Below are 15,251 nucleotides of genomic sequence, written 5' to 3' on the forward strand. Positions count from 1 at the left end.
AAAGCGCCGTTTTCCACGCGCAAAGCGACATTACCCAGGACGCCATCATGTCTCGCCAGGACGCGAACGCAGCATTTGCCCTCTCCTCCTTTTTGCAGGGCACCAACGCCACGTATATTGACGAGCTCTATGCCCGCTACGAGCAGGACCCCGGCTCTGTCGACGGCGAATGGCAGGAATTCTTCAAGAGCCTGAAAGACACCCCGGCGGACGTCCGGAAGAACGCCGAAGGCCCCTCCTGGGGCCGGGACAACTGGCCGCTCACCCCGCAGGACGACCTGACCTCGGCGCTGGACGGCAACTGGGCCCAGGTCGAGAAGGCGGTCGGGGCCAAGCTCGCCGCCAGGGCGCAGACCAAGGGCGCCGAACTGTCGCCCGCCGACGTCAACCAGGCGACGCGCGATTCCGTCCGCGCCCTGATGCTGATCCGGGCCTACCGCATGCGCGGTCATTTCCACGCCAAGCTTGATCCGCTCGGCATCGAGGCGCCGCGCGACCGCGAAGAGCTCGATCCGCGCACCTACGGCTTCACCGAGGCCGATTTCGACCGCAAGATCTTCCTCGACCACGTGCTCGGCCTCGAATACGGCAGCCTGCGCGAGATCGTCGCGATCTGCGAGCGCACCTACTGCCAGACGCTCGGCGTCGAGTTCATGCACATCTCCAACGCGGCGCAGAAAGCCTGGATCCAGGAGCGGATCGAGGGGCCGGACAAGGAAATCAGCTTCACGCCGGAAGGTCGCCGCGCCATCCTCAACAAGCTGATCGAAGCCGAGGGCTTCGAAAAATTCTGCGACCTCAAGTTCACCGGCACCAAGCGCTTCGGCCTCGACGGCGGCGAGTCGCTGATCCCGGCGCTGGAGCAGATCATCAAGCGCGGCGGCAATCTCGGCGTGAAGGAAATCGTGCTCGGCATGCCGCATCGCGGCCGCCTCAACGTGCTTACCCAGGTGATGGCCAAGTCGCACCGCGCACTGTTCCACGAGTTCAAGGGCGGCTCGGCCAACCCCGAGGACGTCGAAGGCTCCGGCGACGTCAAATATCATCTGGGCGCATCGAGCGACCGCGAGTTCGACGGCAACAAGATCCATCTGTCGCTGACCGCCAACCCGTCGCATCTGGAAATCGTCGACCCCGTCGTGCTCGGCAAGGTGCGCGCCAAGCAGGACCAGCACGGCGATCCGCCCGATATGCGCATCTCGGTGCTGCCGCTGCTGATGCATGGCGATGCGGCGTTCGCCGGCCAGGGCGTGGTGGCCGAATGCTTCGGCCTTTCGGACCTGAAGGGCTATCGAACCGGCGGCTCGCTGCATTTCATCGTCAACAACCAGATCGGCTTCACCACCTATCCGCGCTATTCGCGCTCCTCGCCCTATCCGTCCGACGTCGCGAAGATGATCGACGCGCCGATCTTCCACGTCAACGGCGACGATCCGGAAGCGGTGGTGTTCGCCGCCAAGGTCGCGATCGAATTCCGCCAGAAATTCCACAAGCCTGTCGTCATCGACATGTTCTGCTACCGCAGGCATGGCCACAACGAAGGCGACGAGCCGGCGTTCACCCAGCCGGTGATGTACAAGAGGATTGCAACGCATCCCGGTACGGTCGAGATCTATTCCAAGCGCCTCGTCGCCGACGGCGTGCTGACCGAGGGCGAGGTCGAGAAGGCCAAGGCCGATTGGCGCGCGCGGCTCGATGCCGAACTCGAGGCTGGTACCGGCTACAAGCCGAACAAGGCCGACTGGCTCGATGGCAAGTGGGCCGGCTTCAAGTCCGCCGACCAGGAAGAGGATGCCCGTCGCGGCGTCACCGGCGTCGATGTCAATATTCTCAAGGATATCGGCCGCAAGATCACCAAGGTGCCGGACGGCTTCCGGGTTCACCGCACCATCCAGCGTTTCCTGGAGAACCGCGCCAAGGCGATCGACAATGGCGTCGGCATCGACTGGGCGACCGGCGAGGCGCTGGCGTTCTGCACGCTGCTGCAGGAGGGTCACCACGTCCGCCTGTCGGGCCAGGACTCCGAGCGCGGCACGTTCTCGCAGCGCCATTCGGTGCTGATCGATCAGGAAGACGAGAGCCGCTATACGCCCTTCAACCATCTCGGCCACGACCAGGGTCATTACGAGGTCATCAACTCGCTATTGTCGGAAGAGGCGGTGCTCGGCTTCGAGTACGGCTATTCGCTCGCCGAGCCGAACGCGCTGGCGATGTGGGAAGCGCAGTTCGGCGATTTCGCCAACGGTGCGCAGGTGGTGTTCGACCAGTTCATTTCCTCGGGCGAGCGTAAATGGCTGCGCATGTCCGGCCTCGTCTGCCTGTTGCCGCACGGCTATGAAGGCCAGGGGCCGGAGCACTCCTCGGCGCGCCTCGAGCGTTTCCTGCAGATGTGCGCGGAAGACAACATGCAGGTGGTCTACCCGACCACGCCGGCGAATTACTTCCATGCGCTGCGCCGGCAGCTGCATCGCGAGATCCGCAAGCCGCTGATCATGATGACGCCGAAGTCGCTGCTGCGCCACAAGCGCGCGGTATCGCGGCTCGACGAGCTCGGCAAGGACGCGACCTTCCACCGCATCCTGTACGATGACGCGCAGATGCTGCCCGACGAGAAGATCAAGCTGGTGCCCGATGCCAATATCCGTCGCGTCGTGCTGTGCTCGGGCAAGGTCTATTACGACCTCTACGAGGAGCGCGAGAAGCGCGGCATCGACGACATCTACATCCTGCGCGTCGAGCAGCTCTATCCGGTGCCGCTGAAGGCGCTGGTGCAGGAGCTCGGCCGCTTCAAGAACGCCGAAGTGGTCTGGTGCCAGGAAGAGCCGCGCAACATGGGCGCGTGGCACTTCATCGAGCCCTATCTCGAATGGGTGCTGAACCAGATCCACGCGCCGAACCGCCGTCCGCGATACGCGGGCCGCGCGGCATCGGCGGCGACGGCCACCGGTTTGATGTCGAAGCACCAGGCGCAGCTCAGGGCTTTCCTGGATGAGGCGCTGAGCTAGCATTTTGTCATTTGTCATGCTCCGCGAAAGCGGGGCATCCAGTACGCCGTGCCGTGCGTTTTGATCACGACCGTCCCGGAGTACTGGATCGTCCGCCCCAGCGCGCAATCGCGCGCAAGCCGGACGATGACGCACCAACGATTGAGGGAAAAATACCATGACTGAAATTCGTGTTCCGACACTCGGTGAGTCCGTAACGGAAGCCACCATCGGCCGCTGGTTCAAGAAGGCCGGCGACGCGGTGGCGGTGGACGAGCCGCTGGTGGAACTCGAGACCGACAAGGTCACCATCGAAGTGCCGGCGCCGTCTGCAGGCGTGCTCGGCGAAATCTCCGCCAAGGATGGCGAGACGGTCGCCGTAGGCGCACTGCTCGGCCAGATCACCGACGGCGCCCCCGCGGCGGCGAAGCCGGCCGCCGCCGCGCCTGCCAAGGCCGCTGCGCCGGCTGTCGCGCCCGCCGCCGCGTCTGCGCCGTCGAAGACCGTCGCGGCGGATGCGCCGCTGGCGCCGTCGGTCCGCAAGCTCTCCGCCGAGAGCGGCATCGATGCGTCAACCGTTCCCGGCTCCGGCAAGGACGGCCGCGTCACCAAGGGCGACATGCTGGCCGCGATCGAGAAGGCGGCGTCCGCGCCGACCCCGGTCAATCAGCCGGCCGCCGCGGTGCAGGTCCGTGCGCCGTCGCCGGCCGACGACGCCGCGCGCGAGGAGCGGGTGAAGATGACGCGGCTGCGCCAGACCATCGCGCGCCGCCTCAAGGACGTGCAGAACACCGCCGCGATGCTGACGACCTTCAACGAGGTCGACATGACCAACGTGATGGCGCTGCGCTCGCAGTACAAGGACGTGTTCGAGAAGAAGCACGGCACCAAGCTCGGCTTCATGGGCTTCTTCACCAAGGCCTGCGTGCAGGCGCTGAAGGACATTCCCGCCGTCAACGCCGAGATCGACGGCACCGACCTGATCTTCAAGAATTACTACCACGTCGGCATTGCCGTCGGCACCGACAAGGGCCTCGTCGTGCCCGTGGTGCGCGACTGCGACCACAAGTCGATCTCCGACATCGAAAAGGGCATCGCCGATTTCGGCCGCCGCGCCCGCGACGGCCATCTCAAGATCGACGAGATGCAGGGCGGCACGTTCACGATCACCAATGGCGGCATCTACGGTTCGCTGATGTCGACGCCGATCCTGAACGCGCCGCAGTCGGGCATTCTCGGCATGCACAAGATCCAGGAGCGGCCGATGGTGGTCGGCGGCAAGATCGAGGTGCGCCCGATGATGTATCTGGCGCTGTCCTACGATCACCGCGTGATCGACGGCAAGGAAGCGGTGACCTTCCTGGTCCGCGTCAAGGAAAGCCTGGAAGACCCGGCGCGGCTGGTGCTGGATCTCTGAGGATCGATCGTCACAATGTCGGAGTGGGTCGCATTTTCGGAAATCATTCGGAACGCGGCCCTGACTCTAGCTGCGCTCGTTGGTGCGGCGCTCGCATGGCGGCAATTGTCGCCTGCGGCACTGCAGGCTCGTTCGGCGAATATGCAGGCAAATCTGGCGAGGCGGGCACATGTTACCGAATTGTTTAACCGGGCTGTCGGGCAACTGCGGGATCCCAATCTTGAGGTCAGGCTCGCGGCCATCTATGTATTGCGGGAGGTTGCGAAAGATTTCCCTGACCTTTCAAACCCTGTATTCGAGCTCTTGCAGGCTCACCTGCGCGCTAACAAGGTCGACTATGGAGACGAAGATCCGCCTATAGACATCAAAGAAATCATCGCGACACTCAGGAACAGGTTAGGAGCTCCCGATGCGGAAAGTTAAAGAATCGGCTTCGGTTCGTACACTAGATCTGCACGGCGCCTTTGTCCGACGAACTGATCTTAGCGGGGCTTCGCTCCGCGGCGCGAATATGACAGGGACCGACGCGACAAATGCAATCCTTCGCGATGCTGACTTTGAGGGAGCGGTTCTCAACGGAACTATTCTGCGAGGCGCCGACCTCAGTGGAGCGAAGAATCTCACAGTCCAGCAGCTTTCGCGCGCGATTATCGACAGTCGCACAATACTGCCTGCTTATATCGACCGAGCGGAGCTACGGAGTTCAGGCATCGGTAACTGAATGTAAAAGCGTATTCTACGTGTGGGCGGCCACGTTCTGTAGTTGGGGGCTGATGTGACGGACAGGGTTGTTGTGATCACCGGCGGCAGTCGCGGCATCGGCCGCGCGGCCGCGCTTGCTGCGGCCGCGCGCGGTTATCGTGTCGTGGTCGGCTACGCCAGCAACAAGACCGCGGCAGACGAAGTCGTCGGCATGATCGAAGGCAAGAACGGCAAGGCCATCGCCGTGAAATGCGACGTTGGTCATGAGAGCGACATCCTCGCGCTGTTCAAGGCGGCGGACGGCTTCGGCACGCTGGGTGCGCTCGTCAACAATGCCGGCATCGTCGGCAAGAGCGGCGTGCGCGTCGAGGACATGACGGCTGAACGGATCCAGGAAGTGATGGCGGTCAACGTGACCGGTGCCATCCTGTGCGCGCGCGAGGCGGTGAAGCGCATGTCGACCAAGTTCGGCGGCAAGGGCGGCGTCATCGTCAACATCTCGTCGGTCGCAGCCCGGCTCGGCTCGGCCAACACCTATGTCGACTATGCCGCCTCGAAGGCCGCGATCGATGCGCTCACGGTCGGCCTCAGCCACGAGGTCGCCACCGACGGCATTCGCGTTGCAGGCATCCGCCCCGGGCTGATCGATACCGAGATTCACGCCTCCGGCGGCGAGCCCGATCGGGCGCAGCGTCTTGCGCCGATGGTGCCGATGAAGCGCGTCGGCAAGGCCGAAGAAATCGCCAATGCCATCGTCTGGCTGATGTCGGACGAAGCCTCCTACGTCACCGGTACCACTCTTGATGTGTCGGGCGGGCGCTAACGCCTGACACGCTTCCCAGCTACAGGACTTCAATCATGGCTACCTACGATCTCGTCGTCATCGGCACCGGCCCGGGCGGATATGTCTGCGCGGTGCGCGCGGCGCAACTCGGCATGAAGGTCGCCGTGGTCGAGAAGAATGCGACGCTCGGCGGCACCTGCCTGAACGTCGGCTGCATGCCGTCGAAGGCATTGCTGCACGCCTCCGAAATGTTCGAGGAAGCCGCGCATTCCTTTGCCAAAATGGGCGTCAGCGTTTCCGCGCCGAAGCTCGATCTGCCCGCGATGATGAACTTCAAGCAGCAGGGCATCGACGGCAACGTCAAGGGCGTCGAGTTCCTGATGAAGAAGAACAAGGTCGACGTGCTGAAGGGCACCGGCAAGATCCTCGGTGCCGGCAAGGTTGAAGTCAGTGGTGGCGGCAAGACCGAAACGGTTGAAACCAAGAACGTCGTCATTGCCACCGGCTCCGATATCGCGCGGCTGAAAGGCATCGAGATCGACGAAAAGCGCATCGTGTCGTCGACCGGCGCGCTTTCGTTGGAAAAAGTGCCGGAAAAGATGCTGATCGTCGGCGCCGGCGTGATCGGGCTCGAACTCGGGTCGGTATGGCGCCGGCTGGGATCGGAGGTCATGGTTGTCGAATTCCTCGACCGTATCCTGCCCGGTATGGACGGCGAAGTGGCGAAGCAATTCCAGCGCATGCTCGAGAAGCAGGGCTTTGCATTCAAGCTCGGTGCCAAGGTCACCAGCGTCGACACGTCGGGCAAGACGCTGAAGGTCAGTGTCGAACCGGCCGCCGGCGGCGCGGCGGAGACGCTGGAGGCCGACGTGGTTCTCGTCTGCATCGGCCGCGTGCCCTACACCGAAGGGCTGGGCCTCAAGGAAGCCGGCATCGCGCTCGACAATCGCGGCCGTGTGCAGATCGATAAGCATTTCGCGACCAGCGTGAAGGGCGTCTATGCGATCGGCGACGTGGTGGCGGGACCGATGCTCGCGCACAAGGCCGAGGACGAAGGCGTCGCCTGCGCCGAAATCATCGCGGGCCAGGCCGGCCATGTGAACTACGATGTCATTCCAGGCGTCGTGTATACCACGCCGGAAGTGTCGTCAGTCGGCAAGACCGAGGAGGAACTGAAGCAGGCGGGCGTCGCCTATACGTCAGGCAAGTTTCCGTTTACCGCCAACGGTCGTTCCAAGGTCAATCAGACCACTGACGGCTTCGTGAAGATTCTCGCAGATGCGAAAACCGACCGCGTGCTCGGCGTGCACATCATCGGCCGCGAAGCGGGCGAAATGATCCATGAAGCCTGCGTTCTGATGGAATTCGGCGGTTCCGCCGAGGATCTCGCGCGCACCTGCCACGCGCACCCGACACGCTCGGAGGCCGTCAAGGAGGCCGCGCTTGCGGTCGGCAAACGTGCCATCCATATGTGATCGGAACCCGGAACATTCCGGGTAGAGCATGGAGGAAGAAGCCTGTATCCCGCTTCTCGAAAAGGCCATGCTTTGAACGCCAAATCGGAGCGCGGCGACCGATCCATCGACGTCGTTCCGCTCCAGAGATTACAAACCGATGATGCGCCGCCTGTTACAGCCGCTCTGGGTTTTGCTTGCGATCGTCTTCCTGATCGAAGCCTGGCTGTGGGATCATCTCGAGCCGATCGTCGCGCGCGTCGTCGCGGCGATTCCGCTTCGCGCCTTCAAGCAATGGCTTGCTGACCGCGTCGATGCGCTGTCGCCGGCGATGACGCTGATCGTGTTCGCGGTGCCGGTAATCCCGCTGTTCCCGCTGAAGCTGATCGGCCTGTGGCTGCTCGCGAATCAATATTGGCTGGGTGCCGCCGCGGTCATCGTCGCCGGAAAGTTCCTCGGCCTCGGCGTCACCGCCTTCATCTTCGACGTGACGCGCCCCAAGCTGCTGCAGATGGCGTGGTTCAGGAAGACCTATGAATTCATCATGGCGATGCGCGCCAAGGCGGCCGCCATTGTCCAGCCGATCAAGCAGCGCATCCGCGAAATCCTGCGCGGTGACGGTGATAGCTGGTCATCGCGCACGCTGCGGCTGATCGCGCGCTTCCGCAAGAGCGTGCACCAGGCGCGTTAGCCTGCTTCGCCCTGTCATCGCCCGCCTTGTGCGCAATTTGCGCACTGGGCGGGCGATCCAGTATTCCAGAGAAAGTAGTGCTTGACCGAAGGGCCGCAGCGTACTGGATGCCCTGCCTTCGCAGGGCATGACAGAGGCGGCCGCTTCGCGAACCCTCAATGCAGATGCAGCAGATGCGGCGCGTAAAGGCCGAGGCCGGTGATCGCGATGCCTACGATTGCCAGCAGGCCTGACACCCAGGCCAGAGCCATCATGCCGGTGATGATGGTGGCGGATGCCAGCACGATGCCGATCTGGAAAGCGGCCGAAGCGATCTCGTAGTGGTGATACTTCGCGGTCGCCTCGTCGCGTTCATGCTCGGCATGCTTGGCGCGCTTGGCGAGTTCTTCCGAGCCCTCGCCGGTTTCCGGCTCCGAGCGATAACGCTGCGCGGTCTTGTTCCAGTCGTCGATCTGCTTCTGCAGCGCCGCCCTGGCGGCCTCGTCGCCGACCGTGCCCATGCTCAGCCTGGCGTGCTCGGCGGTCGCCTGCACCACGGTGCGGCGGATGCTCTTGGCCTGGAAGAACGCCCAGAGATTCGATGCCTCGACATTCTTGCTGATCGCTTCGGTCTGCGCGCCCTTGCCCAGCGTTTCCGACAGCGCCAGGAACAGGGCGATCACGGCGATCAGCAACGCGATCCTCTTGTTCGAGCCCGACGCGTGCTCGGCATGCTCGGCATGCTCCATGCTTTCATGTGCGCCCATGTTCATCTCCCCAAAAGTCGACCGCGGCCACGATTGCCGAACGGCCCGTTCAACGCAAGAGTTAAGCGGATTTTGGGCGCGTCCGTTCAACGGTTGCTCTATCCGTATTTTTAGCTCTCAGTATGACAGCCGCCGATTGGGCCGCGGCGTGCCGCGCCCATCCTACTTTGCATGGGGTTGTTTTCGATATTTTGTGTCTGGGAGCCTCACCCGCGCGGATGCGCGGAGCGATACACTTCCAAGAGCCGCTCGCTGTCGATGCCGGTGTAGATCTGCGTCGTCGAGAGCGAGGCGTGGCCGAGCAATTCCTGGATCGCGCGCAGATCGCCGCCACGGCTGAGCAGATGGGTAGCGAAGGAATGCCGCAGCGCGTGCGGGGTGGCACTGTCGGGCAGGCCGAGCGCGCCGCGCAGCCGCTCCATCGTAAGCTGAATGATCCGTGGCGAAAGCGGCCCGCCGCGGGCGCCGACGAAAATCGGTCCGGCCGGCGGCAATGAATGCGGGCACATCGCGACGTAGTCGGCGATCAGCGCCAGCACATTCTGCAGCACCGGCACCATGCGGGTCTTGTTGCCCTTGCCGGTGACGATGAGGACATCGCCTTCGCCGGGTTTCGGCACGTCGCGCCGCTTCAGCCCCAGCGCCTCGGAGATGCGCAGGCCCGAGCCATAGAGCAGCGCCATCACGGCGGCGTCGCGCGCCAGAATCCAGGGTTCGCGTTCCTCGCCGGCGCGCTCATCGGCGTCGGCAAAACGCTTGGCGGCTGCCATCTGGATCGGCTTCGGCAGGCTCTTCGCCACCTTGGGCGCGCGGATCGCGGACAGCGCGCCGACCTTGCCCTTGCCTTCGCGCTCGAGATAGCGGCCGAACGATCTGAGCCCCGCCAGTGCCCGCATCAACGAGCGTCCGGCGATATCATCGGCGCGGCGCATCGCCATGAAGGCCCTGACGTCGGTGGCCTCCAGTGCGGCAAACCGCTTCAGCGTGACCTTCTCGCCCCAATGTTCGGCGAGGAAGGTGAGGCATTGGCGGAGATCGCGGGCATAGGCTTCCAGCGTCTTCGGCGACAGCCGTCGCTCGGCGCGCAGATGCGTCAGCCAGCGCGCCATCTGCTGCGCGAAGCCGTCGTCGGCGCAATCGAGTTCGAGGCCTTGCGGAACTTGCTTGCCCATGGCCTTCCCGGTCTTGGAGGCGATGCTTCAGTCGATTATATCGCACTTCTTTCGTTTACCGTTCGCTAACCGGGCAGCGGGGCGCTAGCCTTTGCTCAAACTATCTCGAGCCTGATTCCCCTGATGGACCACGCCACCCGCCAAACCGGCTCCTCGGCATCCTCGACCCGCGTCGTCGATGTGCTGGTGCCGGTCGCGCTCGATCAGGCCTATTCCTACCGCGTGCCGCGCGGCATGGAGCTGAAGCCCGGCGATGTCGTCTGCGTGCCGCTCGGGCCGCGCGAGGTGGTCGCGGTGGTGTGGGCGGAGAACGCCAAGCCCGATCCGCGGCTGCACAACCGCCTGAAGGACGTCGGCGAAAAACTCGACGTGCCGCCGCTGAAGCCCGAACTGCGCAGCCTCGTCGACTGGGTCGCCAATTACACGCTGTCCGCCCGCGGCATGGTGCTGCGGATGGCCTTGCGGATGGGCGACAATCTCGGGCCCGAACGGATGCGGCTTGGCGTTCGTCTGGTCGGCGAACCGCCGCGGCGCCTGACCCCGGCGCGGCGGCGGCTGATCGAGGTGTTGTCGGACGGGCTGCTGCACGGCAAGTCCGAGGCGGCGCGGGAGGCCGGTGTCAGCTCCGGCGTGGTCGACGGTCTCGTCGACGAGGGCACGCTGACCGTCGAGGCGATGCCGCCGCCGCTGCCGCCGCCGGCGCCCGATCCGTCCTTTGCGCAGCCTGAATTTTCCAGCCAGCAGCGCGCGGCTGTGGATGCGATGCGCGCGCTTGCCGCCAATGGCACCTTCCATGTCGCGCTGCTCGACGGCGTGACCGGTTCGGGCAAGACGGAAGTTTATTTCGAGGCGATTGCGGAAGTGATCCGGCGCGGCAAGCAATGCCTGATCCTGATGCCGGAGATCGCGCTGACCGGACAATTCCTCGACCGCTTCGCCCAGCGCTTCGGCGTGCGTCCGTTGGAATGGCATTCCGAGCTGACGCCGCGGACGCGGCAGCGCAATTGGGCCGCAATATCGACGGGCGAGGCGCCGGTCGTGGTCGGCGCGCGCTCGGCGCTGTTTCTGCCCTATGCGGATCTCGGGTTGATCATCGTCGATGAGGAGCACGATCAGGCCTACAAGCAGGATGAAGGCGCGCACTACCACGCCCGCGACATGGCCGTGGTGCGCGCGCATATCGCCAAAATTCCGATCGTGCTGGCGTCCGCCACGCCTTCGGTGGAATCCGAGGTCAACGCACGGAAGGGGCGCTACCAGCGCGTCGCGCTGCCGTCGCGCTTCGGCGGCCAGCACATGCCGCATATCGAGGCGGTCGACCTGCGCCGCGCGCCGCCGCCGCGTGGCCGCTTCATCTCGCCGCCGCTTGCCGAACAGGTGCAGTTCGCGATCGAGAAGCGCGAACAGGCCCTGCTGTTCCTCAACCGGCGCGGCTATGCGCCGCTGACGCTATGCCGTGCCTGCGGGCATCGTTTTGCCTGCACCATCTGCGACGCCTGGCTGGTCGATCACCGATTCCGCCAGCGCCTGGTCTGCCACCATTGCGGGTTCTCGATGGCGCGGCCGAACATCTGCCCGCACTGCCAGGCCGAGGAATCGCTGGCTGCGATCGGGCCTGGCGTCGAGCGCCTGCAGGAAGAGGCGGCGGCGCTGTTTCCGAACGCGCGCACCATGGTGCTGTCGAGCGATCTCATCACCTCGATCGAGACCATGCGCAGCGAGCTGAACGAAATCGCCGAAGGCCGCGTCGACATCATCATCGGCACGCAGCTGGTGGCGAAGGGACATAACTTCCCGCGGCTCAATCTGGTCGGCGTGGTCGATGCCGATCTCGGCCTCGGCAATGGCGATCCGCGCGCCGCCGAGCGGACGTTTCAATTGCTCAACCAGGTGATCGGGCGCGCCGGGCGCGAGCAGGGCCGTGGCGTCGGCTTTCTGCAGACCCACCAGCCCGAGCATCCCGTCATGAAGGCGCTGGTCGCAAGCGACCGCGAGGCGTTCTACGCCAGCGAGATCGAGTCCCGCGAACGCACCGGCTATCCGCCGTTCGGCCGGCTCGCCAGCCTGATCATTTCCGCGGGCGACCGGCCGAGCGCGGAAGGCTTTGCGCGCCGTCTCACCTCGCTGGCGCCGCTCGACGAGCGCATCCAGGTGCTGGGGCCGGCGGAGGCGCCGCTCGCCGTCATCAAGGGGCGTTACCGCTTCCGGATCCTGGTGAAGTCGCTGCGCAATGTCGACCTGTCGGAATATTTGCGCGAATGGCTCGCCGCCGGGCCGAAGCCCAAGGGCAATCTCAAGCTCGAAGTCGACGTCGATCCGCAGAGCTTTTTGTAGCCGAATTCGAAAAACAAAAAGCCTGCCGCGATTGCCACGGCAGGCTTTTGGAGCGCAGCAAATTTGCGCCGTTAGGAAACGACCTCGGCGGTGACGTGGCCGACGCCCGCGCCGGTCAGGCCGATGGCACGGGCGGCGCCCTTGGAGAGGTCGAGCACGCGGCCACGGATGAACGGACCACGGTCGTTGACGGTGACGATCACGCTCTGGCCACGATGGGTGACGCGGAGCTTGGTGCCGAACGGCAGCGAGCGGTGGGCTGCGGTCATGGCGTTCTGGTTGAAGCGCTGGCCGGAGGCCGTGCGGCTGCCGGATTCATTGCCGTAGTAGGAAGCCCTGCCCGAAAAGCTGCGGCCGCCCGTCGGGCCCATCGAGGCATTGGCGTTCAGCCAGGCGCTGCCCGCCGCCTTGTGGGCGTGGTGGTGCGCGTGATGGTGGTGGCGATGATGCCTGGACTTGGCGGAGGCCTCGGAAACGGTGCCGCCGACCAGAAGGGTTGCGGCAATCAAGGCGAAAGCCGTACGCGACCGGGTTGGAGTTCCCGGCGCCACATTGTTGATATTCAACATTAAACTAGTCCCTCAGACAGTATTGCCACAAGCGTGACAAATGGAACCCCCGTCCCAGTTTTGTGGATGCCGTTTGGGCAGGCAATGAGGCATGAATTGGGCAGTAAATCCTGATTGTCGCTGGCTGACATATCTTGTTACCGCCAGCAACTAATCAAACGATGTTCCGTAATCTTATGCTTTAACGAACTTTTAACTAATCCAGTACTTCGAATAACTGGCGAATACAGTCATCCTCAGGAGTGGAAAGATTTAGACAAGTAATGGCCAAATGGAGGAGCCGGTTCGTCCCGAGCGTGCGCGCTCATGGCCGCCATGCAAATACGGTCGGAACAAATGCGCTTGGTGGGATCGGGGGGCGGCGATCAGCGGCCCTTGGGGGAGCCAAAATTCGGGCGCACTGATCCGGCACAAACAGCCGCGCTTCACAGGCTTCGCAACGCGACGTGCGACAAGGCATCGCCCGATTGCGCGGTCATGTTGCACCTGCGCGTTCGCTATGATAGCAAAGCCGCGATTTTAACGATCCCGACACCTCGCGTGCCGGTCGAAAATCGAAGTCCCGCTTGAATTCCAAGGGCTTGGATCGCTAGGCGCCGCTACCTGTGGCGACGGTTTTTCCCTTGCGAATTTGACAGCTGAAAAGAGCGACTCTGTGGCTGCTGAAGATCCGTCCGTTTCGGGAGTGTCCGGCCGTTATGCTACGGCCTTGTTCGAGTTGGCCCGCGAGGAGAAATCCATCGACGCGGTGAAGGCCGATCTCGATAAATTCGAGGCCATGCTGAACGAGAGCGCCGATCTCAAGCGCCTCGTCCGCAGCCCGGTTTTCTCGGCGGAGACGCAATCGAAGGCGCTCAATGCCGTGCTCGACAAGGCCGGCCTCTCCGGCACATCGGCCAAATTCCTCAAGGTCCTGACCGCCAATCGCCGGCTGTTCGCCGTGGCCGATGTGATCCGCGCCTTCCGCGCGCTGGTGGCGAAGTTCAAGGGCGAGGTGACGGCCGACGTCACCGTCGCCGAACAGCTCAGTGACAAGAATCTCGACGCGCTGAAGACCGCACTGAAGTCGGTGACGGGCAAGGACGTCGCGCTCAACGTGAATGTCGATCCCTCCATCATTGGCGGTCTTGTGGTCAAGCTCGGCAGCCGCATGGTGGATAGTTCGCTTCGCACCAAACTCAATTCGATCAAGCACGCGATGAAAGAGGCAGGCTGATGGACATCCGCGCCGCGGAAATTTCCGCGATCCTCAAGGACCAGATCAAGAATTTCGGCCAGGAGGCCGAGGTCACCGAAGTCGGGCAGGTGCTGTCTGTCGGTGACGGTATCGCCCGCGTCTACGGTCTGGACAACGTCCAGGCCGGTGAAATGGTCGAGTTCGAGAACGGCACCCGCGGCATGGCGCTCAACCTCGAAACCGACAACGTCGGTATCGTGATTTTCGGCGCCGACCGCGAGATCAAGGAAGGCCAGACCGTCAAGCGCACCCGCGCCATCGTGGACACCCCGGTCGGCAAGGGCCTGCTCGGCCGCGTCGTCGACGCGCTGGGCAACCCGATCGACGGCAAGGGTCCGATCCAGGCCGACAAGCGCATGCGCGTCGACGTCAAGGCGCCCGGCATCATTCCGCGCAAGTCGGTGAGCGAGCCGATGGCGACCGGCCTCAAGGCGATCGACGCCCTGATCCCGGTCGGCCGCGGCCAGCGCGAGCTGATCATCGGCGACCGCCAGACCGGCAAGACCGCGATCGCGCTCGACACCATCCTGAACCAGAAGCCGCTCAACGCGCAGCCGGACGAGAACATCAAGCTGTATTGCGTCTACGTCGCGATCGGCCAGAAGCGTTCGACCGTTGCCCAGTTCGTCAAGGTGCTGGAAGAGCAGGGCGCGCTGGAATACTCGATCGTGGTCGCCGCCACCGCTTCCGACCCGGCGCCGATGCAGTACATCGCGCCGTTCACCGGCTGCACCATGGGCGAATACTTCCGCGACAACGGCATGCACGCCGTGATCATCTATGACGATCTGTCCAAGCAGGCCGTCGCCTACCGCCAGATGTCGCTGCTGCTGCGCCGCCCGCCGGGCCGCGAAGCCTATCCGGGCGACGTGTTCTATTTGCACTCCCGCCTGCTCGAGCGAGCCGCGAAGCTCAACAAGGATCAGGGCTCCGGCTCGCTGACCGCGCTGCCGGTCATCGAAACCCAGGCCAACGACGTGTCGGCCTACATCCCGACCAACGTCATCTCGATCACCGACGGCCAGATCTTCCTGGAGACCGACCTGTTCTTCCAGGGCATCCGTCCCGCGGTGAACGTCGGCCTGTCGGTGTCGCGCGTGGGTTCGTCGGCGCAGACCAAGGCGATGAAGAAGGTCGCCGGCAAGATCAAGGGCGAGCTGG

General features: G+C 64.0%; 13 protein-coding genes. 10 read left to right on the forward strand and 3 right to left on the reverse strand.

The genetic code is table 11. The annotated features are described in order from the left end of the window. The first annotated feature begins 47 nt into the window (after window positions 1-47). The 7 genes from V7E26_RS15070 to V7E26_RS15100 all read left to right on the forward strand — a co-directional run bounded on the left by V7E26_RS15070 (window position 48) and on the right by V7E26_RS15100 (window position 8,032). A complete protein-coding gene (locus tag V7E26_RS15070) occupies window positions 48-3,005 on the forward strand; it encodes a 2-oxoglutarate dehydrogenase E1 component (protein ID WP_324417319.1) in 2,958 nt (985 codons plus the stop codon). 157 nt (window positions 3,006-3,162) lie between these two features. Continuing rightward, the gene (gene odhB, locus V7E26_RS15075; protein WP_324417321.1) at window positions 3,163-4,401 is read left to right on the forward strand and encodes a 2-oxoglutarate dehydrogenase complex dihydrolipoyllysine-residue succinyltransferase; all 1,239 of its coding nucleotides are present in this window, start codon (window positions 3,163-3,165) and stop codon (window positions 4,399-4,401) included. A 15-nt stretch (window positions 4,402-4,416) separates the two neighbouring features. Continuing rightward, window positions 4,417-4,824 carry a hypothetical protein gene (locus tag V7E26_RS15080; protein WP_324417323.1) on the forward strand — a complete coding sequence of 136 codons (408 nt, stop codon included), beginning with the start codon at window positions 4,417-4,419 and terminating at the stop codon, window positions 4,822-4,824. After that, window positions 4,811-5,122 carry a pentapeptide repeat-containing protein gene (locus V7E26_RS15085; RefSeq protein WP_324417325.1) on the forward strand — a complete coding sequence of 104 codons (312 nt, stop codon included), beginning with the start codon at window positions 4,811-4,813 and terminating at the stop codon, window positions 5,120-5,122. Before V7E26_RS15080 ends, V7E26_RS15085 begins: the two co-directional genes overlap by 14 nt. 54 nt (window positions 5,123-5,176) lie before the next feature. Beyond that, window positions 5,177-5,926: an SDR family oxidoreductase gene (locus V7E26_RS15090; RefSeq protein WP_324417327.1), complete on the forward strand. Its 750-nt coding sequence runs from the start codon at window positions 5,177-5,179 to the stop codon at window positions 5,924-5,926. A 35-nt stretch (window positions 5,927-5,961) separates the two neighbouring features. Then, window positions 5,962-7,362, forward strand: coding sequence for a dihydrolipoyl dehydrogenase (gene lpdA, locus V7E26_RS15095; protein WP_324417329.1), 1,401 nt, complete (start codon window positions 5,962-5,964; stop codon window positions 7,360-7,362). A 139-nt stretch (window positions 7,363-7,501) separates the two neighbouring features. Continuing rightward, window positions 7,502-8,032 carry a hypothetical protein gene (locus tag V7E26_RS15100; protein ID WP_324417331.1) on the forward strand — a complete coding sequence of 177 codons (531 nt, stop codon included), beginning with the start codon at window positions 7,502-7,504 and terminating at the stop codon, window positions 8,030-8,032. Between the two features lie 155 nt (window positions 8,033-8,187). Here V7E26_RS15100 and V7E26_RS15105 read toward each other — a convergent pair whose 3' ends face one another. Then, entirely contained in the window at window positions 8,188-8,778 is a 591-nt protein-coding gene (locus V7E26_RS15105) for a DUF4337 domain-containing protein (protein ID WP_324417333.1), read from the reverse strand. 206 nt (window positions 8,779-8,984) lie between these two features. Further along, window positions 8,985-9,950 (reverse strand): tyrosine recombinase XerC, encoded by a 966-nt coding sequence (locus V7E26_RS15110; RefSeq protein WP_324417335.1) that lies wholly within the window; start codon window positions 9,948-9,950, stop codon window positions 8,985-8,987. A gap of 123 nt (window positions 9,951-10,073) precedes the next feature. Here V7E26_RS15110 and V7E26_RS15115 point away from each other — a divergent pair, with 123 nt between their 5' ends. Then, window positions 10,074-12,284 (forward strand): primosomal protein N', encoded by a 2,211-nt coding sequence (locus V7E26_RS15115; RefSeq protein WP_324417337.1) that lies wholly within the window; start codon window positions 10,074-10,076, stop codon window positions 12,282-12,284. Window positions 12,285-12,355: 71 nt separating this feature from the next. On the opposite strand, the gene V7E26_RS15120 is transcribed toward V7E26_RS15115, so the two are convergent. Next, a complete protein-coding gene (locus tag V7E26_RS15120; RefSeq protein WP_324417339.1) occupies window positions 12,356-12,853 on the reverse strand; it encodes a septal ring lytic transglycosylase RlpA family protein in 498 nt (165 codons plus the stop codon). Window positions 12,854-13,508: 655 nt separating this feature from the next. Here V7E26_RS15120 and V7E26_RS15125 point away from each other — a divergent pair. Further along, a complete protein-coding gene (locus V7E26_RS15125; RefSeq protein ID WP_324417343.1) occupies window positions 13,509-14,069 on the forward strand; it encodes a F0F1 ATP synthase subunit delta in 561 nt (186 codons plus the stop codon). Next, window positions 14,069-15,251, forward strand: a 1,183-nt coding sequence (gene atpA / locus V7E26_RS15130; protein ID WP_324417345.1) for a F0F1 ATP synthase subunit alpha, incomplete at its 3' end; no start/stop codon positions are given. The genes V7E26_RS15125 and atpA, both read left to right, overlap by 1 nt.

The organism is Bradyrhizobium sp. (assembly GCF_036735945.1).
GTDB lineage: Bacteria > Pseudomonadota > Alphaproteobacteria > Rhizobiales > Xanthobacteraceae > Bradyrhizobium.

What these genes read in the sequence shown, in the direction of transcription:
- V7E26_RS15070 (WP_324417319.1), top strand. Translation starts at nt 48, where the DNA reads ATGTCTCGCCAGGACGCGAACGCAGCATTTGCCCTCTCCTCCTTTTTG.
- odhB (WP_324417321.1), top strand. Translation starts at nt 3,163, where the DNA reads ATGACTGAAATTCGTGTTCCGACACTCGGTGAGTCCGTAACGGAAGCC.
- V7E26_RS15080 (WP_324417323.1), top strand. Translation starts at nt 4,417, where the DNA reads ATGTCGGAGTGGGTCGCATTTTCGGAAATCATTCGGAACGCGGCCCTG.
- V7E26_RS15085 (WP_324417325.1), top strand. Translation starts at nt 4,811, where the DNA reads ATGCGGAAAGTTAAAGAATCGGCTTCGGTTCGTACACTAGATCTGCAC.
- lpdA (WP_324417329.1), top strand. Translation starts at nt 5,962, where the DNA reads ATGGCTACCTACGATCTCGTCGTCATCGGCACCGGCCCGGGCGGATAT.
- V7E26_RS15100 (WP_324417331.1), top strand. Translation starts at nt 7,502, where the DNA reads ATGATGCGCCGCCTGTTACAGCCGCTCTGGGTTTTGCTTGCGATCGTC.
- V7E26_RS15105 (WP_324417333.1), bottom strand. Translation starts at nt 8,778, where the DNA reads ATGGGCGCACATGAAAGCATGGAGCATGCCGAGCATGCCGAGCACGCG.
- V7E26_RS15110 (WP_324417335.1), bottom strand. Translation starts at nt 9,950, where the DNA reads ATGGGCAAGCAAGTTCCGCAAGGCCTCGAACTCGATTGCGCCGACGAC.
- V7E26_RS15115 (WP_324417337.1), top strand. Translation starts at nt 10,074, where the DNA reads ATGGACCACGCCACCCGCCAAACCGGCTCCTCGGCATCCTCGACCCGC.
- V7E26_RS15120 (WP_324417339.1), bottom strand. Translation starts at nt 12,853, where the DNA reads ATGTTGAATATCAACAATGTGGCGCCGGGAACTCCAACCCGGTCGCGT.